The 20,880-nt window shown below is 66.9% G+C and carries 18 protein-coding genes; 2 read left to right on the forward strand and 16 right to left on the reverse strand.

Annotation, left to right across the window (positions count from 1 at the left end; genetic code table 11):
• Positions 1-6: 6 nt before the first annotated feature.
• The 10 genes from WOC76_RS08750 to WOC76_RS08795 all read right to left on the reverse strand — a co-directional run bounded on the left by WOC76_RS08750 (position 7) and on the right by WOC76_RS08795 (position 11,628).
• Positions 7-576 (reverse strand): DUF447 domain-containing protein, encoded by a 570-nt coding sequence (locus WOC76_RS08750; RefSeq protein ID WP_341107535.1) that lies wholly within the window; start codon positions 574-576, stop codon positions 7-9.
• Entirely contained in the window at positions 560-1,978 is a 1,419-nt protein-coding gene (locus WOC76_RS08755) for a DUF6513 domain-containing protein (protein ID WP_341107534.1), read from the reverse strand. The genes WOC76_RS08750 and WOC76_RS08755 overlap by 17 nt, the downstream gene beginning before the upstream one ends.
• 120 nt (positions 1,979-2,098) lie before the next feature.
• A complete protein-coding gene (locus WOC76_RS08760) occupies positions 2,099-2,656 on the reverse strand; it encodes a flavoprotein (RefSeq protein WP_341107532.1) in 558 nt (185 codons plus the stop codon).
• 12 nt (positions 2,657-2,668) lie between these two features.
• Complete coding sequence (locus WOC76_RS08765; RefSeq protein WP_341107531.1) at positions 2,669-3,298, reverse strand: amino acid kinase family protein; 630 nt, start codon at positions 3,296-3,298, stop codon at positions 2,669-2,671.
• Between the two features lie 2 nt (positions 3,299-3,300).
• Positions 3,301-4,419 carry a (5-formylfuran-3-yl)methyl phosphate synthase gene (locus WOC76_RS08770; protein ID WP_341107530.1) on the reverse strand — a complete coding sequence of 373 codons (1,119 nt, stop codon included), beginning with the start codon at positions 4,417-4,419 and terminating at the stop codon, positions 3,301-3,303.
• Positions 4,420-4,530: 111 nt separating this feature from the next.
• Complete coding sequence (locus WOC76_RS08775) at positions 4,531-5,850, reverse strand: bifunctional folylpolyglutamate synthase/dihydrofolate synthase (RefSeq protein WP_341107528.1); 1,320 nt, start codon at positions 5,848-5,850, stop codon at positions 4,531-4,533.
• A 20-nt stretch (positions 5,851-5,870) separates the two neighbouring features.
• Positions 5,871-6,734, reverse strand: a complete 864-nt coding sequence (accD, locus tag WOC76_RS08780; protein ID WP_341107526.1) for an acetyl-CoA carboxylase, carboxyltransferase subunit beta — start codon at positions 6,732-6,734, stop codon at positions 5,871-5,873.
• Positions 6,731-7,615: a tryptophan synthase subunit alpha gene (gene trpA, locus WOC76_RS08785; protein ID WP_341107524.1), complete on the reverse strand. Its 885-nt coding sequence runs from the start codon at positions 7,613-7,615 to the stop codon at positions 6,731-6,733. Before trpA ends, accD begins: the two co-directional genes overlap by 4 nt.
• 134 nt (positions 7,616-7,749) lie before the next feature.
• On the reverse strand, positions 7,750-9,666 hold the full coding sequence (locus tag WOC76_RS08790; RefSeq protein WP_341388016.1) for a potassium transporter Kup: 1,917 nt from the start codon (positions 9,664-9,666) through the stop codon (positions 7,750-7,752).
• Positions 9,667-9,696: 30 nt separating this feature from the next.
• Entirely contained in the window at positions 9,697-11,628 is a 1,932-nt protein-coding gene (locus tag WOC76_RS08795; protein ID WP_341107522.1) for a potassium transporter Kup, read from the reverse strand.
• A gap of 266 nt (positions 11,629-11,894) precedes the next feature.
• On the opposite strand from WOC76_RS08795, the gene WOC76_RS08800 reads away from it, so the two are divergent.
• Positions 11,895-12,692: a dienelactone hydrolase family protein gene (locus tag WOC76_RS08800; RefSeq protein WP_341107520.1), complete on the forward strand. Its 798-nt coding sequence runs from the start codon at positions 11,895-11,897 to the stop codon at positions 12,690-12,692.
• A gap of 15 nt (positions 12,693-12,707) precedes the next feature.
• Here the strand turns inward: WOC76_RS08800 and WOC76_RS08805 are convergent, their stop codons facing one another.
• A complete protein-coding gene (locus WOC76_RS08805) occupies positions 12,708-12,920 on the reverse strand; it encodes a DUF1674 domain-containing protein (protein WP_341107519.1) in 213 nt (70 codons plus the stop codon).
• 77 nt (positions 12,921-12,997) lie between these two features.
• Between WOC76_RS08805 and WOC76_RS08810 the strand changes: the two genes are divergently transcribed.
• Positions 12,998-14,410 (forward strand): RsmB/NOP family class I SAM-dependent RNA methyltransferase, encoded by a 1,413-nt coding sequence (locus WOC76_RS08810; protein ID WP_445730640.1) that lies wholly within the window; start codon positions 12,998-13,000, stop codon positions 14,408-14,410.
• Positions 14,411-14,412: 2 nt separating this feature from the next.
• On the opposite strand, the gene WOC76_RS08815 is transcribed toward WOC76_RS08810, so the two are convergent.
• From WOC76_RS08815 to WOC76_RS08835, 5 genes are all read right to left on the reverse strand, one after another.
• Positions 14,413-15,765, reverse strand: coding sequence for a S1C family serine protease (locus WOC76_RS08815; RefSeq protein WP_341107518.1), 1,353 nt, complete (start codon positions 15,763-15,765; stop codon positions 14,413-14,415).
• Positions 15,766-15,832: 67 nt separating this feature from the next.
• Positions 15,833-17,758, reverse strand: a complete 1,926-nt coding sequence (locus WOC76_RS08820) for a PAS domain S-box protein (RefSeq protein ID WP_341107517.1) — start codon at positions 17,756-17,758, stop codon at positions 15,833-15,835.
• 119 nt (positions 17,759-17,877) lie between these two features.
• The gene (locus tag WOC76_RS08825) at positions 17,878-18,384 is read right to left on the reverse strand and encodes an RNA pyrophosphohydrolase (protein ID WP_341107515.1); all 507 of its coding nucleotides are present in this window, start codon (positions 18,382-18,384) and stop codon (positions 17,878-17,880) included.
• Positions 18,381-19,499 carry a divergent polysaccharide deacetylase family protein gene (locus WOC76_RS08830; RefSeq protein ID WP_341107514.1) on the reverse strand — a complete coding sequence of 373 codons (1,119 nt, stop codon included), beginning with the start codon at positions 19,497-19,499 and terminating at the stop codon, positions 18,381-18,383. Before WOC76_RS08830 ends, WOC76_RS08825 begins: the two co-directional genes overlap by 4 nt.
• A gap of 162 nt (positions 19,500-19,661) precedes the next feature.
• Positions 19,662-20,771 carry a Ppx/GppA phosphatase family protein gene (locus WOC76_RS08835; protein ID WP_341107512.1) on the reverse strand — a complete coding sequence of 370 codons (1,110 nt, stop codon included), beginning with the start codon at positions 20,769-20,771 and terminating at the stop codon, positions 19,662-19,664.
• Positions 20,772-20,880: the final 109 nt, after the last annotated feature.

Raw genomic sequence — 20,880 nt, forward strand, 5'->3', positions numbered from 1 at the left:
GAAACGTCAGCCCGCCTCTTTATCGAGATGAGATTCGATCTTCTTCATCACCACGTCCCATGCTTCGCGCTCTGCGTCGCCGGCGGTCTTCTCGATTGCGATCTGGAGATAGGCGAGCTCGCTTTCGATCTTCTCGCGGGACAGGCGCCCAAGCCGCGTCGCGAGAATGGCCGCCTCCAGCACGGCGGCGCGGGCGCGGTTCATGCCGAGAAACGGCCGGTGCGATTCCGTGTGTCTCACGCGGCAGAAGAAGCGCGGGCGAGTCTCGTCCTCCTCGACGCGGATGATTTCCAGCTCCGCATGGGCGAGGGCGCCGGAGAGGCGGGGCGCAGGCCAGCCTTCGATGTCGGTGAGCGGGAAGCTGCGCACGCCCGTCACCAGGCCCGCGAAGACGCGCGCATCATCCGTAAAGCTCGCCGTGAATTTCTTGCCATGTTCGAGATTGAACAGGGTGGTCGAGGGCCGGAAGGGGGCGGCGATCCAATGCGCGCCCTCCTCGATGAGGCCGAGCGGCGCCACATGCGGGCGCCCGTCCGGGGACAGCGTCGTGACGACGCACTCATGAATCAGAGGCATTTCCTTTTCCCTCGCCCGCCTTGCGCATGGTGTGCCCCGCTTCCTTGAAGCGGGTCGCTTCTTCCTCGTCGATGTCCATGGCGACGCCAAAGCCGAGCGGTTCGTCCTGGCGGTAACGCTTGCCGAGCTTGAAGGCGAGCTCGGCCTTCATCAGCTCCGCGCCGAGATAGAAGGCGTGCGCGCCGTCCTGCTCGACATTGAGATGCGGAAAGAGAGCCATCGCGTCCTTTTCCACCGCGTGGAAGTGCTTGGCGAAAATGTGCACGCCGTCCTGCGTCGTCTCGATGCGGAAATTGGCGTCGCGCAATTCGCGGGCGAGCTCGGCGATTTCCGCCGGGGTCGCGGCATAGGGTCGCTTGTCGTGCACCTGCAACAGCGCGTCGCTATAGCCCTTCGGCAGCGCGCGGTCGGCGCGCGCGGCGTACATCAGACGTCGCGCGGCGTCGTGCTCCTGAAGCGTGCGCCGGGTGTGCGGGCTGACCTGCACGGTGAGCAGATGGCGGATATGAAGCTCCGAACATATCCCGAGCATCGCCGCCGTTATGCCGGCTGTGTCCGCGTCCGTGAGTTCGGTGAGATTGCCCGTGCCCATCATGATCTCGGCCTCGGGCTCCCGCGCGCGCAGCTCCACGTAACGCGCAACGGAGGCCGCGAATCCAAAGTGGATGGGGTCGAGAATGGGATCGAGAATGAAGTCGATTCCCCGCGCGCGGGCGATGCTGGCGGCGCGCTGGAGGGAGTCGAGATCGCCATGCGGGCGGGGCACCAGCACCGGAACGAGGGCCGAATTGTCGGGCAATATCGCAAGCGTATCTTCGTCGAGGCTCAGGAGATGATCGGCGCCGGCCGCGACCGCGCGTTTCAATTCCTCGACATTGGCCGAATCGACCGAAACCTTCAGCCCCTCCGCCTTCAGCGCGGCGATCGTTTCTTCCATGTGCTCGAAGGGCGTGTCGGGCAGGCAGCCCAAATCGATCACATCGGCGCCGGCGCGGGTCAGTTCGCGCGCCTTGTCCAGAACCGCCGCCACGCTCATCTTCGAGGCGTCGACGATCTCGGCGAAAATGCGCATGTCGTAGCGGGAGAGATCGGGCGCGACGCCGCCGCGTCCGAGATAGGCCGGAAGGTCGGCGATCTCCTCCGGTCCGCGCTCGAAGCGCACGCCGAATTCATCGCTGAGCGTTTCGAGATCGGCGCGGCAGCGGCCCGGCAGAATGACGCGGTCGGCTTCAACCGGGCGGGGCAGGCGGCGCAGGATGATGTCCTGCGTCATCAGCGCCGCGACCTTCACGCCAATGTCGAAGATGCGCCAGTCGCGCGCCGCCTCGCCGAAGCTCGCCACCATCCGCTCCAGCCGCGGATAGGCGAGATGTCCGGTGAGGAATAGAAGGCGCTCGCTCATGCTCGGGCTTTCGTGAAAGGGCCGGATGACGTGACTTAAGTGTCGGCCCGTGGCCGGCCCACCCCTCTAGGGGACGGCGGAAAGCTTAGTCAAATGTGACAGGCGCATCGGGCGCCCGGCTCAGACGTGCTCCGCCAGTTCGCGCTTGCGCCGCTCCACGGCCTCCTGAAGGGCCGCGAGGCTCTCGACCACCTGCGTGGCCTCGAAGGATTTGAGCTTGTCGGTGTTTTCGAGGTCGATCCGACGGGGATAGACCATCACCATGCCTTTTGGCGCGCGCGTTTCGAGTTCGGGGGCGGTGTCGCAGGCGAAAACGATGGTCGGCACGCGGCATTTGCCGGCCTGGGCGAAGACATTGGTCGCCAGATTGTCGGAAATGCCGACGACGGCCTTGGCGACCGTGTTCGATGTCGCCGGCGCCACCACCAGCGTGTGATAGACGTTGTAGTAGAAGCCGCCGACCGGCGCCGCGCTCGCGGTCGTGTCCTTGAAGATGCGGATCGTGTCGGGGAGATCGAGGTCGTGCTTGTACATCCGCACGACTTCGGCCGCCGCCTTGCTGACGAAGAGGTCGCAATGGTCGAGCGAGCGGATCATCTCTAGACATTCGGTAAAGAAATGCCCGGAGCCCGTGAGCGCCCATCCCCAGCGCGGCGTGACGACGTTCTTCTTGCTCATGAAACGATCTTCTTATGTTGAGACGTGCGCGCCGGGCAGAGCGCCGCCGGCCAGGAGCTCGCCCGCAGAGGCGAGCGCGCCGGGACCGGCGACGACGACGGGCGTTCCGTCGACATAGGCTGGAAAGGCAGGATCGACAACGCCGGCCGAGACGAGGCTCGCCATGGCGGAATCCGGGAGAACATCGACGCTCTTGACCATCAGCAGCGATTGCGCGCCGCAGCGGCGCGCGAGCCAGGCCGCGAGGCTGTCGGAGGTCACGTCCCAGCCCGGCGCGATTTCCGCCGCCGCCGAAACCATGGCCGAAGCGCGCCACAGCGCCGGCCGGCCCCGCGCGTGAAGGGCGTCGATCTCGTCGGGGCGCGCGGCGAGATCGAGGCCGTGGAGCTGCGCCAGCGCCAGCGCATATTGCTCCATGGCGAGCACGGCCATGGCGTGCGCCGTATCATCGTCGAAGCCGAGCCGGGGCTGCGCGGCGCGCACGGCGTCGGCGAAGGGGCCGCCGCCCGCGACGAGAGTGAGGCGATGCGGCCATCGGCGCAGCGCCGCGATCCAGCGTGCGAGATCGGGCGAAGCGTGGAGACTGCCGCCGATCTTGGCGACGAGCAGGGGGCGCGCCCCGGCGGGCGCCTCCCGCGTCATCCTCAATTCCCCTTTATGCGAAGCGCGTCGGGGTGGCGCTCGCGGCGGATTTTGACGCCGACCGCGCCCGGCGCCACGTCGAGCTTCTCGACCTGCACCGTGACGCAGCGCACCCGTTCGTGCAGCAGCACGCTTTCCGCCAACCGCTCGGCGATCGTCTCGACCATGGCGATATGCCCGCCCGAGAGGATCACTTTGATCGCGTCCATGATGACGTCGTAGGAAAAGACCGAGCGCATGTCGTCGGTTACGTCGGCGCGCGCCACCTCGGCGTCGACGTTGAAGCGGACGCGCTGGGTGTGGCCATATTCATGCGCATAGGCGCCGACCTCCACCGGCACGACGTAATCGTGGAGAAAGACGCAGTCCGTTTCATTGAGGCCCGGCGGCTCGATATAGCCGCGCGCGATCAGCGCCCATTCGGCGGCGAGCGTGTCGATCTGCTCGCGGCGCGTGGGAATGAGGTCGCGAATGAGCGCCGTGGCGTCGGCGTCGATCCCGGCGCGGCGGTCGCCATGGGCGCAGAGCGCGCCGCGAAAGCCCAGCACTTCGGGGCCAGTGACGAGAAGGCGCGGCACGTCCGGCGGCTCCAGCGCGCCGGCGAGGCCGGCGGCGAGGCCGAGTTCGCGGCAGCGCGCCGTGAAGTCCGAGAGCGCGCCGACCGGCATCATGTCGATGAGCCGCCCCTTGCCCTTGTGCGCCGTGTCGAGCATGGCGCCGTGGAAGCCGGCCGCCGCCAGCGCGGGCAGAACCTCGAAATCCGGCCCGAGATCGGCAAAGAGGACCGCGACGATCCGAAGCCGCTGCGCGAGCGGCGCGAGGGCGGCGACAATCTCGCCGGCGTCGGGCGTGAGCGGCAGGGCGAATTTCACGAATTCGACGCCGGTTGCGGCCGCCTCCTCGAAGGCGCGGCGGGCGTGAGCTACGTCATGCGGCAGATCGACCACCGCGCTCACCGGTCGGCGGCCGCCGACGACGGCGACAATGTCGGCGACCTGCGCCAGCGGCAGCGCGCCCAACGCGCCGCGCGCGGGGTCCTTGCAGTCGATGATGTCGGCGCCATGGGCGAGGGCGACCTCCGCTTCCTCGCGCGACAGAACGCTGGCCAACATCAGGGTCATCTATCCGGGCTCCGGGAACAAGGCTTCGCCTGCGGGAGGAAGGGAGCGCGCCCCGCGGGACGCGCTCCCCACTTATACCGTCTCGCCGCTTCTGTGAATTCTGAGGGCGCGCTATTCGATCTGCGAGCCATTGGCCGCGAGCACCGCCGCCGCGAGATAGAGCGAGCCGGCAATCAGCACGCGCGGCGGCTGCTCGAAGGGGCGCGACGCCAGAATCCGCAGCGCCTCCTCGACATTGTTTGCCGCTGCGGCCGAGGGTATGCCCTCGGCTCTCGCCAGCGCCGCGACTTCCTCCGGCGGCCAGCTCTTGTGTTCGCCTTCGACCGGCACGGCCACGACGTCGCGCGCCAGCCCGGCGAAATGGCGCAGCAGGGCGCGCACGTCCTTCGTCGTCTGGGCGCCGCAGATCAGCGCCAGCGGGCGCGGCGCGCGGTCGTGGAATTCGGCCATGGCCTCGGCCAGCACGCGGCCGCCGTCCTCATTGTGGCCGCCGTCGAGCCAGACCTCCGCGCCCGCGGGCGCGAGATCGACGATGCGCCCGCGCAGCAACCTTTGCAGGCGGGCGGGCCATTCCGCCCGCGCAAGCCCCTGCTCCATGGCCTTTGCGGGGAAATCCGGCGCAACCGCCCGAAGCGCGGCGATGGCGCCGGCGGCGTTGAAATGCTGGTGTCGCCCCGCAAGGCGCGGCAGCGGCAAGTCGAGAAGGCCGCGCTCATCCTCGAAGACGAGGCGCCCGTTCTCCTCGCGGACATGGAAATCCTGGCCCGCAACGAAAAGCGGAGCGCCGGCCCGGCGGGCTTCGCGCGCCAGCACGTTCTCGGCGCCCATGTGCTGAAAGCCGATGATCGCCGGTACGCCGCGCTTGAAGATGCCCGCCTTCTCATAGGCGATCTTTTCGACCGTATCGCCGAGGAACTCCATGTGATCGAGCGAGACCGAGGTGACGATCGTCGCTTTCGGCTCACGGATGACGTTCGTCGCGTCATAGCGGCCGCCCAGACCCGTCTCGAGCAGCAGCCAGTCGGCGGGCGTCTCGGCGAAGAGGGCGAAGGCGGCGGCCGTCGTCACCTCGAAGAAGGTGATGGGCTGGCCGCCATTGGCCTCCTCGCAACGCTCGAGAACGGCGTTGAGGCGGGCGTCGTCGACGAGCCTGCCTCCGCCTTCGGCGCCGAGCCGGATGCGCTCGTTGAAACGTATGAGATGCGGCGACGTATAGACATGCACGCGCTGGCCGGCGGCCTCCAGCATGGCGCGCAGAAAGGCGATGGTCGAGCCCTTGCCATTGGTGCCGGCGACGTGAATCGTCGGCGGCAGGCGCAGATCGGGACGGCCGAGCGCCTCCAGCAGTCGCTCGGTGCGCCCGAGCGACAGGTCGATCTTCTTGGGATGGAGCGTGAGCAGTCGCGACAGGATCGCGTCATGCTGATCCATGGCGGCCGCGCCTTCCTGCGTCAGGCGGCGCGGCGCGGCGGCGCCTTGGTGAGCAGGCCGCACAGGCGCGCGAGCGTCTCGCGCATCTCCTGACGCGGCACCACCATGTCGACCATGCCGTGATCGCGCAGATATTCGGCGCGCTGAAATCCTTCGGGCAGCTTCTCGCGAATGGTCTGCTCGATGACGCGGGCGCCGGCGAAGCCGATGATGGCGCCGGGCTCGGCGATCTGCACGTCGCCCAGCATGGCGTAGGAGGCGGTCACGCCGCCCGTCGTCGGATTGGTGAGCACGACGATATAGGGCAGGCGCGCGTCGCGCAGGCGCTGCACGGCGATGGTCGTGCGCGGCATCTGCATCAGCGAGAACATGCCTTCCTGCATGCGCGCGCCGCCCGAAGCCGTGAAGATGATGAAGGGCGTGCGGCGCGAGAGCGCATGTTCCGCCCCGGCGACGATCGCCTCGCCCGCGGCCATGCCGAGCGAACCGCCGAGAAAGTCAAAATCCTGCACGGCCACCGTGACTTGCGAACCGTCAAGCTTGCCGGTGGCGAGCGTCACGGCGTCCTGGGCGCCGGTCTTGAGGCGATATTCCTTCAGCTTGTCGACATAGCGCTTGATGTCGCGGAATTTCAGCGGATCGAGCGGCGTCTCGGGCGTCGGCAGAAGCTCCATCTCGGCGTCGTCGAAGAGCGTCGCGAGCCGCACCTCGACCGGGCAGCGCATGTGATAGCCCGAGCCCGGCACGACATAGAGATTGGCCTCAATGTCCTTGTGGAAGACGAGCTGACCGCTCTCCGGGCATTTCACCCAGAGGTTTTCCGGGGCCTCGCGCTTGATGAGAGCCTTGATCTTCGGCGGGACGACGTTGGAATACCAGTTCATGCCCAAAGCCTCGTGAGCCAGGAAAATGCGCCGCCGCTTCTGGCGGACGCGGCCGCCTTCCGCGCCCCGCGCACGCCCGCCGCAATGCTCGACACGAGCGAGGCCACCGCCTCGACGCTCCTGTCGGTCGCCTCATTGGCGGGGCCGAGCGACGCTTTCAACGCGTCCACCAGCGCCGAGCCGACCACGACGCCATCCGCGTTCCGTGCGATCTCGGCGGCGTTTTCCGCGTTCTTCACGCCGAAGCCGACGGCGATCGGCAGGCCGGTGTGGCCCTTGATGCGCCGAACGGCCTCGCTCACGCCCGCGTAATCGGCGAGCGCCGCGCCGGTGATGCCCGTCAGCGAGACATAATAGACGAAACCGGAGGTGTTTTCGAGCACCTTGGGCAGACGCCTGTCGTTGGTCGTCGGGGTGGCGAGGCGGATGAAATTCAGCCCTGCGTCACGCGCCGGAATGCAGAGCTCCTGATCCTCCTCCGGCGGCAGATCGACGACGATCAGCCCGTCGACGCCGGCGGCCGTGGCGTCGGCGAGGAAACGGTCCACGCCATAGACGTAAATCGGATTGTAATAGCCCATCAGAACGATGGGCGTTTCATTGTCCCCAGCGCGGAAGTCGGTCACGAGCTTCAGGGTTTTCTTCAGCGTCATGCCCGCCTTGAGCGCGCGCAGGCCGGCGGCCTGGATCGCAGGGCCGTCGGCCATCGGATCGGTGAAGGGCATGCCGACCTCGATCACATCGGCGCCGGCGGCGGGCAGCGCCTTCACGATATCGAGCGAGGTCTCGGGGTCCGGGTCGCCGGCCATCACGAAGGTCACGAGGGCGGCGCGCCCCTCGGCGGCGAGGGCGGCAAATCGGTCGTCGATGCGGGTGGCCATAAGAAGTTGCAGTCTTTCCGGTTCGGCGGTTCGCCCGCCTCTTGTCGTGGATGGCTTAGTCCCTCGACCCGCCTCTCGTCCACCCCCTTCGCGAGCGTCGGGCCGGCCGGCGGGCGCGCGGGGGTGAACTCGCTCTAGATCGTCACCTGCGCGCCGAGCTCCACGACGCGATCCGGCGGGATGGCGAAGAAGTCCGGCGCGCTCGACGCCTGCCGGGTCATGGCGACATAGAGAGCGTCCTGCCACCCCGGCATCTCGGAGGACGGGCTCTCCTTCACCACGCGCCGCCCGACGAAGAAGCTCGTGGTCATGACGTCGCAGGGGAAGCCGGCCTTGCGCATGAGCGCAAGGGCGGCCGGCACGCGGGGGCTTTCCATGTAGCCGAAATGCAGAACGGCGACCGCGAAATCATCCGACAGCTTCTCGATCTCGTATCTTTTATCGACCGGCACCCGCGGCTGGTTTTCGGCGCGCACGCAAAGCAGCAGCACATGCTCGTGCAGCACCTTGTTGTGCTTGATGTTGTGCATGAGCGAGGCCGGCGCGACATTGGGGTCGTTCGTCAGAAAAACCGCCGTGCCGGGCGCCCGCATCGGCCGCGATTTCTCCAAAATGGGGATGAGCTCGCGGATCGGGATCGAATCGCGGCGCGTCTTCTCGTTGAGGAGCCGCGTGCCGCGCACCCAGGTCCACATGACGATCATGGAGCAGCCGCCGAGCGCCACCGGGACCCATCCCCCGTCGACGATCTTGAGAAGATTGGCGGCAAGGAAGGCGATATCGACCGACAGAAACGAGGCGATGACGATCAGGCTCAGCCAGAGCGGCCACTTCCAGTCGTAGCGCACCACGATGAAAGCGAGCGCGGTCGTCACCACCATGGTACCGGTCACGGCGATGCCATAGGCCGAAGCGAGCGCCGAGGAGCTCCTGAAGGCGATGACAAGCAGCAGGACGCCGAGAAGCAGCAGCCGATTGACGCGGGAAATGTATATCTGCCCCTCCTGCATCGCCGAGGTATGGGTGATCTCCAGTCGCGGCAGAAGCCCGAGCTGGATCGCCTGGCGAACGATCGAGAAGGCGCCGGTAATCACGGCCTGGCTGGCGATGACCGTGGCGACGGTCGCGAGCAGGACGAGCGGCAGCATGGCCCAGTCCGGGGCAAGCAGAAAGAAGGGATTGTCGACCGCCTCGGGCCGCGACAGGATCAGCGCGCCCTGACCGAGATAATTGAGAAGCAGCGCGGGAAGCACGAAGCAGAGCCAGGCCGCCTGGATCGGGAAGCGCCCGAAATGCCCCATGTCGGCGTAAAGCGCCTCGGCGCCCGTGACGCCGAGAAAGACCGAGCCGAGGACGGCGAATCCGAGCCAGCCGTTCTCGAGGAGAAAGGCGACGCCCGAACGCGGATCGAAGGCCCAGAGGATCTGCGGCGCGTCTGAGATGTGCATGGCCCCGAGCCCGCCGATCACGGCGAAGAAGATCACCATGATCGGGCCGAAGAAGCTCGCGACGCGCGCCGTGCCGCGGCTTTGCACCCAGAACAGGCTGATCAGGATGAAGAGAGTCAGCGGCATGACGTATCCGCTGAGATGATGGGTCACGAGTTCGAGGCCCTCGACAGCCGAGAGGACGGAGATCGCCGGCGTGATGATGGCGTCGCCTGAAAAAAGCGCGGCGCCCGCGACGCCGAGGAGGAAGATCACGGCGGACCGCCCGCCCACCGAGGACTCCGCGAGCGCCATCAGCGAAAGCGTGCCGCCCTCGCCGCGGTTGTCGGCGCGCATCAGGAAGAGGACATACTTCAGGGTGACGGTGAAGAGCAGCGCATAGATCAGGAGCGAGATGGCGCCGACGACCGCCTGTTCGGTCAGGAAGTCGGCTTTCACGCTGTGGGCGAGCGACTCGCGGAACGCATAGAGCGGGCTCGTGCCGATGTCGCCATAGACCACGCCGATCGACCCGAGAATCAAGGCGGCGGTCGATTGCCCTGCGTGCTCTGGCCTGGTTTCGGGGTTTGCCGTCTGAACGCCGATTTGCTCATGCTTCGTCATGACGATCCCCTTTTTGAAATGGCGAAAGCTCTAGATCGTCACCTGCGCCCCGAGTTCGACCACCCGGTCGGAAGGTATCGAGAAGAAGTCCGTGGCGTTGGCGGCCTGCTTGGTCAGCGCCACGAAAAGCTTGTCTTGCCAGGCCGGCATCTCGGACGCCGCGCTCTCCTTGATCGTCCGCCGGCCAAGGAAGAAGCTCGTGGTCATGATGTCATATTTGAACCCCGACTTCCGCATGAGCGCGAGGGCGGCCGGCACGCGCGGGCTCTCCATGAAGCCAAAATGCAGGATGGCGCTGGCGAAATCGTCGGAGAGCTTTTGCAGCTCGAAGCGCTTTTCGGGCGCGACGCGCGGGCGGTTCTCGGTGCGCACGCAGATGATCAGCACGCGCTCGTGCAGCACCTTGTTGTGCTTGATGTTGTGCATGAGCGCCGCCGGCGCGACCTTCGGGTCGCTCGTCAGAAAGATGGCCGTTCCCGGCACGCGGGTCGGTTTCGATTTCTGGAGCATCCCGATCAGGTCCATGATCGGGATCGAGTCCCGGTGCGTCTTCTCGGCCAGGAGCCGCGTGCCCCGCACCCATGTCCACATGACGATCATCACGCAGCCCCCGAGCGCCAGCGGCACCCAGCCGCCTTCCTTGATTTTCAAGAGGTTCGCCGCGAGGAAGGTGAATTCGACGACGAGGAAGGAGGCGGCGAACAGGATCGCGAGCCACAGCGGCCAGCCCCATTTGCGCCAGGCGACGATGAACAGAAGCGAGGTCGAGAGCACCATCGTGCCGGTGACGGCGATGCCATAGGCCGAGGCCAGCGCCGAGGAGCTCTTGAAGGCGACGACCAGCAGCAGGACGCCGATCAGCAGCAGGCGGTTGATGCGGCCGATGTAGATCTGCCCCTCCAGCATGGCCGAGGTATGGGTGATTTCGAGGCGCGGCAGTAGGCCGAGCTGGATCGCCTGCCGGGAAAGAGAGAAGGCGCCGGTGATGACGGCCTGCGCGGCGATGGTCGTGGCGAGCGTCGAAAGGATGACGAGCGGCAGAAGCAGCCAGTCCGGGGCCATGAGGAAGAAGGGATTGCCGACCGCCTCGGGCTGCGAGAGGACGAGCGCCCCCTGGCCGAGATAGTTGAGCAGAAGCGCCGGCAGCACGAAGGTCAGCCAGGCGATCTGGATGGGGCGTCGGCCGAAATGGCCCATATCGGCATAGAGCGCCTCGACGCCGGTGACCGACAGGAAGACCGAGCCCAGCACGGCGAAGCCGAGCCAGCCATTGTTGAGCAGAAAAACGAGGCCGTGGCGCGGGTCGAAGGCCCCGAGCACTTGCGGTGCGTCGGCGATATGCGCGCCGCCGAGCACGCCGAGCGTGAGGAAAAAGACCAGCATGATCGGGCTGAACAGGGCGGCGACGCGGGCCGTGCCGCTGCTTTGCACCCAAAAGAGCGTCACCAGGATGAAGATGGTGATCGGCGCCACATATTCGCTGAAGCGATGCGTCACGAGTTCGAGGCCCTCGACCGCGGACAGCACGGAAATGGCCGGGGTGATCATCGCCTCGCCCGCAAAGAGCGCCGCGCCGCCGACGCCGAGCAGAAAGGCGATGCGCGTCTGGCGTCCGAGCGCAGTCTGCGCCAGCGCCATCAGCGAGAGAATGCCGCCTTCGCCGCGGTTGTCGGCGCGCATCACGAAGAAGATGTATTTGATCGTGACGGTGAAAATCAGCGCGAAGATCAGAAGCGAGATCGAGCCGATGACGCCTTCCTCCGTCAGCGCGTCGGCGCGGGCCTCATGGGCGAGCGATTCGCGCAAGGCGTAGAGCGGGCTCGTGCCGATGTCGCCGTAAACGACGCCGATGGAGCCGACGATCAGCCCGAGCAGTCCCCCCTTGCCGTGTTCATGCCCATGTTCGTCGGGGCTGGCCGCTTTCGTGGCGGCCTGCGCCTCCGCGCCCGCTTGCTGGGTCATGAAGCAATCCTTTTGGAAATGGGGTCGGTCGCGCCAGCGGACGCGCGAGGGGGGAGGGGCCGCTCGAACACAAGCTTCCGGGCAGACACGGACAAAGCCTCTCCAGCGCGAAAGGGCGTCCTTCCGCAAACGGAGCGGCGATATACGCTCTTTTCCGGTAGATGAGAAGGCCGAGTTTTGCGCCGCAAAATTGGCCGGGCTCGCCGTCGCGCGCGAGAAGGCGCAACCTATCTTTCGAATGGCGCGCAGCAGGGGAGGGAGCGACCATGACGCAAGGGTTTCAGGGGAAAGGCTTTGCCGCCGCGGCGAGCGCCGTTTCGGCGCATGTCGTTCACACCGGCGCCGAGGGGCTGGAGCAGGGAATGGCGACGCTGCCCGGCGGCGCCCCGGCCTATTACGCCTTACCGGAAGGCGGCCGGAATCTGCCGGTTGTTCTTGTGGCGCAAGAAATCTTCGGCTTGCACGAGCACATCCGCGACATTGTGCGCCGCCTGGCCAAGCTCGGCTATTTCGCCGTGGCGCCGGACTATCTGATCCGTTACGGCGATCCCATGGCGGCGCCAGACATCGACACGATTCTTCGCGAGATCGTGGCCAAGGTTCCGGATGCGGAGACAATGGCGATCTTCGACGAGGCGCTCGCTTTCGCGGTGAGCCGCGACGCCGATCCGAAGCGGGCCGCCATGACCGGCTTCTGCTGGGGCGGCCGCATCGCCTGGCTCTACGCCGCGCATCGGCCGGACCTTGCCGCCTGCGTCCCCTGGTATGGCCGGCTCGACGGCTCCCATACAGCCGTGCAGCCGCGCTGGCCGATCGATGTCGCGGCGGAAATAAAGGTCCCGACGCTCGGCCTCTATGGTGGCGCCGATCCCAGCATCCCGCTCGACCTCGTGACGCGCATGATGGAGCGCCTCGCCGAGGCGGACGCGCCGGCGGACATCATGCTCTATGACGACGCGCCGCACGGTTTCTTTTCAGATTACCGGCCGAGCTATCGGGAGCAGGCGGCGCGGGACGCCTGGGAGCGAATGCTGGCCTTTTTCCGCGCCAATGGCGTCGGCTAGCCTGCGCCGATCGCGCTAGAAATCGCTCGCCACTCCCTTGACCTCCCAATCGCCGAAACGGGCGGGATCGAGCCCGCCCCGGCCGCCGAGCTCTTCGGGCCGGCGCTCGGCGCCGGCGGCCTTTCGGCGTGCCTCCGCTTCGGCCAGCGCGCGCTGCGCGGCCGGCGGCAGTGGGCTGTTTGCGCCGGCCGCGTTTCCAACGTCTTTTGTCTGTTTCGTCCCGGACATGGCCATCACCGAGGTTCTCGCACGCGGACGCCGCCTTGTGCTATGGTCCCGCCGGACGGGGCAGCGGAGACGGCCGCTTGATCGATAGTAAACCATTCCGCGGGCGGCCGAAAACAGGGCGTCAATCGACAAGGCAGGGATTTGTTCCGGCGGAAGCCGCCCGCGAGGCGGAGGCTGCGAAGATACCTGGCCTGCCCGCGCGCCTTGCCGCAGCCGCGATCATCGGAGACGTGGCGCAGGGCGGCCATCGTCTCGATGAATGTTTTTCGCCGCAGGCCGTGCCCAGCCGCCTTACGGGCCTCGATTCGCGCGACGTGTCGCTTGCGCGCTCGATCGCCACTGTCGCGCTGCGCCGCCTGGGCCTCATCCGTCATGCGCTGGCCACGCTTCTCGAAACCGGCCTTCCGCGTCAGGCCGGTCGACTGGAATTCACGCTCATCGCGGCCGCCGCGCAGCTTCTCTTCCTCGACGCCGCCGACCATGCGGCGATCGATCTCGCTGTCCGCGCGACGAAGCTCGAGCCCAAGACCACCCCCTATTCGGGACTGGTCAATGGGGTGCTGCGCAATCTGCTGCGCCGGCGCGACGAATTTCTGGAGCTGGCCGCGAGCGGGGATTACGATACGCCTGCCTGGCTCCTCCAGCGCTGGCGAAAACATTACGGCGAAGAGACCGCCCGCGCCATTTCGGCGATGCACATGCGCGAGCCGCCCCTCGACCTGACGGTAAAGTCCGGGCCTGAGGAATGGGCCGAGCGGCTCGACGGCGTCGTGCTGCCGACCGGCTCCGTGCGCCTTCGCACGCGCACGCCGGTCGTTGAACTCCCCGGCTACGAAGAGGGGGAGTGGTGGGTGCAGGACGCTGCTGCGGCGCTGCCCGCCCGGCTCCTCTCCGCGAAGGCGGACGAGCGCTTGCTCGACATGTGCGCCGCCCCTGGCGGCAAGACGGCGCAGCTCGCCATGGCGCGCGCCCATGTGGTGGCGCTGGACCGCTCGGCCGAGCGCCTGAAGGTTCTCGCGGGCAATCTGTCGCGTCTCGGCCTCCGGGCCGACGTCGCCGTCGCCGACGCGACCGGCTATCAGGCCCAGCCCTTCGACGGCATTCTCATCGACGCGCCCTGTTCCGCCACCGGCACTGCGCGCCGCCACCCGGACGTGCCCTGGACCAAAAAGCCGGGCGATATCGAAACGCTCGCCGCCCTGCAGACGAAAATGCTGGCTCGCGCGGCCTTGCTTACAAAGGCTGGCGGACGAATCGTCTATTGCACCTGTTCGCTCGAGCCAGAGGAGGGCGAGCAGCAGATCGCGAGCTTCCTGCGTCGCAACCCGGATTTCCGGCGCGACCCCGTGACGCCGGCGGATGGCGTGCCGTCCGAGTTCATCAACCGTGACGGCGATCTGCGCACGCTGCCCTGCTACTGGCCCAACGAAGACCCGCGGCTCGCGGGAATAGACGGGTTTTTCGCCTCACGGCTCGTGCGGCAGGCCTGAGCCTACTCGGCGTTTTTCTCGCAGGCGACGAGCGCGGAAATGGATTTGGCGCGCTCGGCGAGGTCGGCCGTCGCGAGCGGGGAGCCGCCCGCCGAAGCGTCGTAAGCCACCCCGTTGGCGTCGAGGAAATTCATCAGGACCGTCGTCTTGATGGCGAAATTGACGTTCTGGGCGAGGTCGTCCGCCTTTCCCGCGATGGCGAGAGCGTTCAGCTTGCTCACGACGACCCCAACGACATTGCCGTTCTGGTCCATGACAGGTCCGCCGCTATTGCCTCTCTGCACCGGCGCGGAAATCTGGATGAAGCGCGTATCGTCGCCGGCGCCCGCGGTGGCCGACACATTGCCCAGGGTGAAATTGCCGTTGGTGGAGAGCAGGCCGACGAGCGGATAGCCGAAAACCGCAATCTGTTCGCCGATCCTCACGCCCGCCCGCAGCCTTGCCCGTGCAGGAGACGGGGCGTCGATTTTGAGCAAGGCCAGATCGTTGGCGTCGTCGCGCGCGAGAATCCGCGCGGGCGTCGGCGAAGACAGGCTTGGCGCGACCATGACGCGGTCGCAATCCTGGACCACATGGGCATTGGTGACCAGCGAGCCCTTGTCGGAGACAAAAAAGCCGGTCCCGGTCGAGAGGCTCGCCTCCGCCCGCGGGGCGGGCGCCGGCGCTTCTCGCGTCTGGGCCGGGGGCTGTTCACGCGGGGCGTCGGTTCTCGTCATCTGTGAAGGGTCCGCGGCAAGAAAGCGCAGCGCGCCTTCTTTCGGGCCGGCAAAGCGCGCGATCCAGACGAAACCCCTGCCGCCCGCCAGCTCATACACCGGCAGACCGCGGCGCGCAGACTCCTGGAAATTCATCAGATAGTCGACGAGAAATCCACGGTGCGGGCTCTTTCCGGCCTTGAGCGCGCGGAGCGCGTCGCCGCGCAGGGGCGCGAGTTCAATTTCGCCCCATGACGCAATCACGCCGGCGCTCGAAGAAACCACGCGCGGCGGCCCGCCGAAGCGCGCGGAAAGCCGCTCGAGCTCGCTCTGGATTTCCTTTTGCGAGAAGAAAGCCGGCGCGACGGACTTGTTAATGTAGGTGACGACATTGTTGTAGAGATGAAGGATGGTGAGCGTCTTGTTGACGCCGTCCTTGGTCTCGCTGAAGCGGCAGGCGACCGCGTGATCGTATTGCTCGCTCGGCTGGCATTTGTATCTCTTGTATTGCCACGAACCCGGCGCGACGGTGGCGCCGACGGCGAGCCCTTCGACCGCGTAGGGCTCCATGAAACGGATGCCGCCGGAAGACTTGGCGATGGCGGGGGCCGGCAGGGACATCAGCGGGAGCAGCAGCAGGGAAAGGCAGGGTCTGAGCAATGAAACCATCCCGAACGAAGCGCCCCGCCAGAGCAGTCGCCTATCGCAGCAGCTAACACACTGGCCGTCAACCGTCCGGGGCCGCCTGCGCGGCAGGGTGCGCGCTCAGCAGCGCGCCGAGAGCCTCGACTTCGGCGGGCTTGGTCAGGCGTCGGTCGAATCCTGCCGGACCCATGCGCGCCTGAACCTGTTCTTCTCCCCAGCCGCTGAGCGCGACCAGGAGAAGCTTGCGTCCCTCCGGCAGGGCGCGGATGCGGCGGGCCGTCTCGAAGCCGTCGATACCGGGCATTCCCAGGTCGAGCAGCACGATCTCCGGCCTCAGCGCGGCGATGCGCGCCACGCCGCTCTCGCCGCAATAGACCGCCTCGGCGACGGCTCCCAGTTGCTGAAGGAGCGCGGCGAAACTGTCGGCGACGTCTTTCTCGTCGTCGATGATGAGAACTCGACGCGGGGCGCTTTTCTCCGCTATTCGCGCAGGCTCCTCGGCGCCCGAGGCTTCAGCCGGGGCGGCGGGCAGTTTGACGACAAAGGCGCTGCCGCCCCCGACGCCGGCGCTGTGCGCCTCGACCGTCCCACCATGGAGGGTCAGTAGCGTGCGGACGAGCGCAAGGCCGATGCCGAGCCCGCCTTTCGCGCGCCCGAGCGTGCGGTCGACCTGCGTGAAATAATGGAAAATATACGGGAGCATGTCCGCGGGAACACCGACGCCCGTATCGCTGACGGTGACGATGATTTCCGTCCGGCTGGCGTCGGCGACGAGCGAGATCGTTCCCCCGTGTTCCGTATATTTCGCGGCGTTGTCCAGCAGATTGGTGAAGATCTGCGCCAGCCGCACGAAGTCGCCATGGACAACCATGGGAACGCCGGGGAACGATGCGCGCAGCGTGTGGCCGCCCGACCGAATGGCCGGCTGCGCCGTTTCGATCGCGTGCCGCAGCACCAGCCGAAGGTCGACGTTCTCTCTCTTCAATTCGATCTTGCCGCGGGAGATGCGGGAGAAATCCAGAAGCTCGTTGACGAGGCGGATGAGATGGTCGACCTGGCGTTCGGCCATGTCGAGAAGCTGCTTGTCGCGCTGGCGCGTCAGAGCTGACTCGCGCCGCAGCACATAGATGACGTTGCGAATGGGCGAGAGTGGATTGCGCAGTTCATGGGCGAGCGTCGCGATGAATTCATCTTTGCGCTGGTCGGCCATCTTCAGCGCCTCCTGCGCGCGCCTGCGTTCCGTTATGTCGCGAACGAAGGCCCTGACGGCGACGATTTTCCCCTGCGCGTCGAGGATAGGCCATGCACGGACACTCACCGGCAAAACGGAGCCATCCTTGCATATGTATTCCTTTTCGAATTCGCCGGAATCTCCAAGTGGCAGAATGAGCTCCCGAAGGATGCGAGCGTCCGTCTCGCGCCAGCGTTCAGGCGTTATGTCTGGGTAACACAGGTCCCGCAGTTCCGTGAGCGTGTATCCAAGCATCGACAGGAATGCCGGATTGGCGTCTGCTATCCTGCCGTCGAAATCAATCGTGGCGATCCCGTCGCGGCTGGTCTCGAACAAGCGGCGGTAGCGCTCCTCGCTTTCTCGCAGGGTCTCGTTGGCCTCTTCTCGCAGGAGGCTCCGGGTGCGGCCGATTTCGGTGGCCACGAGCCTGCGCTGTCTGCGGCCGTACAAGCTGACGCCGAGAGAGAACAGGAGGGCAGGCGCCACAAAGACCGCCAATCTGATCGCATCTGTTTTTGCGTAGATCGCGAGAGAACCCCGTGGCTCCAGAAACAGGAAGTCGCCGATGAGCGCGCCGAGGACCGTGGCCAGAACGCCCGGTCCGGGGCCGGCCATAACGGTGATCAGCATGGACACGAAAAAGAGCGGGACGAACGGGCGCTGGGCCAATATTCCGCCGGAGGCGTCCAGGACGGTCGTGGCGGCGACGACCGCCAGCGCCGTGGCGGCGTAAGGCGCGCCAATCCGGATCGCGCGTTGGACGTAGAGGTTCTTCAAATCAGGCTCGCAAGTCGCGAAGTCGGGCGCGGTCCCCGGGCAGGGGGCCTTGCGTGAAAGTCATTACCAAAAAAAGTCAGATAAGGCAGTGTCTCGGCCGTTTTGAGGCGGCCACCGCGTCAGCCCGCCGCGAATGACGCGAAGGCTTCGACCACGTCGCGGTAAACCTGCCGCTTGAATGGCACGATGAGGCCTGGAAGCATGTCCAATCTCTCCCACCGCCAGTCGTCGAACTCCGGCTTGTGATGGCCGCCGCCGGGGGCGTGAATGTCGATTTCGCTGTCCGAGCCGAGAAAGCGCAGGGCGAACCAGCGCTGAGTCTGGCCGATGTATTTCCCGCTCCAGCGCTTCTTTGCGTCGGGCGGCAGGTCGTAGGAGAGCCAGGTTGGCGCCTCGGCGAGAAATTCGACGCTGGAGACGTTCGTTTCCTCGTAGAGCTCGCGCAGCGCCGCCTGGAAGGGCGTTTCCCCGTCGTCGATCCCGCCCTGCGGCATCTGCCACATGAAAGGTTCGGCCACCTGATCAAAGGCGCCCTTCGCTTTGCGATGGCCGATGAAGACCAGGCCTTGCGCATTGAACAGGGTCACGCCGACGCAGGGGCGGTAGCGGCTGTCGGGCGCGTTCATGGGGCGTGGCTCGCCGCGGGCGCCGCGCCGTGCGTGACAGCGGCGGAAACAGGGGCCAGCGCAACGCCCCGGCGCTCCAGATCGCGGGCGAAACGCGCAATACGCGAAATGGCTTCGGGCGTGGCGTTGGCGAAGCCTATCGCCACGCCCTTCTCCCGCGCCAAACCTTCGAGCCGCGTCAGCGCAGCGTCCATCGCCTGCGGCGCGCCCGAAGCGTCGATGACGACGTCGACCCTGGCGAAAGGAGCCGCAAGCTTCCTGGCGACGTTCGCGGCTTGCGACTGCGGCGAAAGCCCATCCTCCAGATAGAACAGGCCGCGCCGCGCGAATTCGCTCAATGCGCCAGACATGGCCGTCTCATCGGCCGTGAAGCGTCCGCCAAGATGATTCATGACGCCAGCATAACCTGTGAACCGGCTCATCAGCCAGTGCAGATCATCCGCGCCTCCGCCATCCGCCGCGCCCTCGAGGAGCGTATGAGGGCCGGGATTGTTCCTCGGATAGTCGAAAGGCTCCATTGGCGCCTGAAGCAGCGCCTCGTGGCCGCGCGCGCGCGCCTGCGCGACGAGCCGTTCCAGATCCGCGCCATAAGGCGCGAAGGCGAGCGTCGTGTCCTGGGGAAGCTCCTCGATCGCGTCGCGTGAGGCGCGCGCGTCGAGCCCGACCCCGCCGACGACAATCGCAAGACGCGGCGCTCCAGGCTTCAGCGCGGGGTTTGCGACGAAGGGGCGGGCGTAGACGTCCATCGGCCGTGCGCCCTCCGCGCCAATGCGGGGCAGCAGGCCGTAGCGGCCCTTTTCCGTCACCCGGCGGTCGGGCGCGGGCGCGAGTCGCACGCCGGAAGAGGGCTCGATCCGGATGATTCGCGCCGATCCGCCCTCGCCATGGCGCGTGATCTTGACGCCCGCCACGACCTCGACCCCGCCGCCGTCATCGTCTCGGCCTGCCTCCGGCTCGGCAGCGGCTTGCCGCTGCGGCGGGGCGGGGGGCGTCTCGGATATCGGCGCCGACTCGATTTTCGCCCTGGCGTAGGGTTCGCCTCCGTATCGATCGAGTGGCGCGAAAGAAAGCGCGACCGCGCTCGCCGCCACGACTGCGCCGGCTGCGAGGGCCATAGGCGCCCCGCGCAATCCCGGAGCGCTTCGGCGCGGCGTGTGCGTCCCGCCGCGGAGGGGCGCGTTGAGTTCGTCGATCATCGGGACGCAAAAGCTCTCGGTTGAGCCGGCCTTCAGCGAATCGACGCTATTGTGAAGCTTTAGCTCGCGCGCGTCGAGCCTTCAGGCGACGAGAACCCCGTCCGCCTCCATGAGCTCAAGCAGCATGCCCTCTCGCAGGCCGCGATCCGCGATGCGGGTGCGCGCAGCCGGGAACATCTCGCGAATAGCCTCGAAAATGGCGCAGCCGGCGAGCACGAGATCGGCGCGCTGTGGGCCGATGCAGCCATTGGCCACGCGTTCCTCGAAATCCATGGCGCGCAGTCGATCGATGGCGCGCGTCGCCTCGGCGTCGCTCATCCACAGCCCGTCCACGCGCCAGCGATCGTAGCGTTCGAGGCCGAGATGCACGCCGGCGAGCGTCGTGACCGTCCCCGATGTCCCGAGGAGATGGAAGCGCGAGCAGCGGGCGATTTCCGCGGTCTCGTCGACGAAGTGGAGGAGCGCCTCCCGCGCGTAATTCTTCATGGCGGCGAAGGTGCGGGCGTCGACCACGCGACCGCCGAAATGTTCGGCCAGGGTGACGACGCCGAGCTCGAGCGACGTCCAGCTGTGCAGTTCGCGCGCGTCGGCGGATTCGGACGAGCGGGTGAGCCAGACAAGCTCGGTGGAGCCGCCGCCGATGTCGAACAGCAGCACGCTGGCGGCGTGTGGATCGGCGAGCGACCCGCATCCGCGCGCCGCGAAACGCGCCTCTGTCTCGCGGTCGATGACCTCGAGCTCGAGGCCGGTGCGTTCGCGAACGCGGGCCACGAATTCGTCGCCATTCGCCGCGCCTCGGCACGCCTGGGTGGCGACGAGCCTGGCGCGGGTGACGCCGCGCGTCTCCATTTTCGCGCGGCAAACGTCCAGCGCGGCGATGGTGCGCTCGATCGCGGCCTCGCTGATTCGCCCGGCGCGGCCAAGACCCTCGCCCAGCCGCACAATCCGCGAGAAGGCGTCGATGACGCGCAAGAAATCCGAATTGCGGCGGCGCGGCCGGCGCTCCGGCCGCGCAATGAGCAGCCGGCAGTTGTTGGTGCCAAGGTCGAGGGCGGCGTAGGTATGGCCAGTCCAAGGCGCGGACGTCCTCGGAACGGCCGTGTTCGCGCCCACAACCCCGGCCTGCCGCGCCGCCGCCGCCTCCAGACCTGGCTCCGCATCCGCGGGCCGCTGGGTCCCTGCCAAATTCATGCTCCCGCGATAACCGGTTTCTCGCGCCTTCGCCGCTCGCACGACCCCATTCGCGTCAATTATCCTAAATGCAGGATTGCTGACCCAGCCGCAAGTGGCGGTCTGGCCG

The sequence above is a fragment of the Methylocystis sp. IM3 genome (assembly GCF_038070105.1).
Taxonomy (GTDB): Bacteria; Pseudomonadota; Alphaproteobacteria; order Rhizobiales; family Beijerinckiaceae; genus Methylocystis.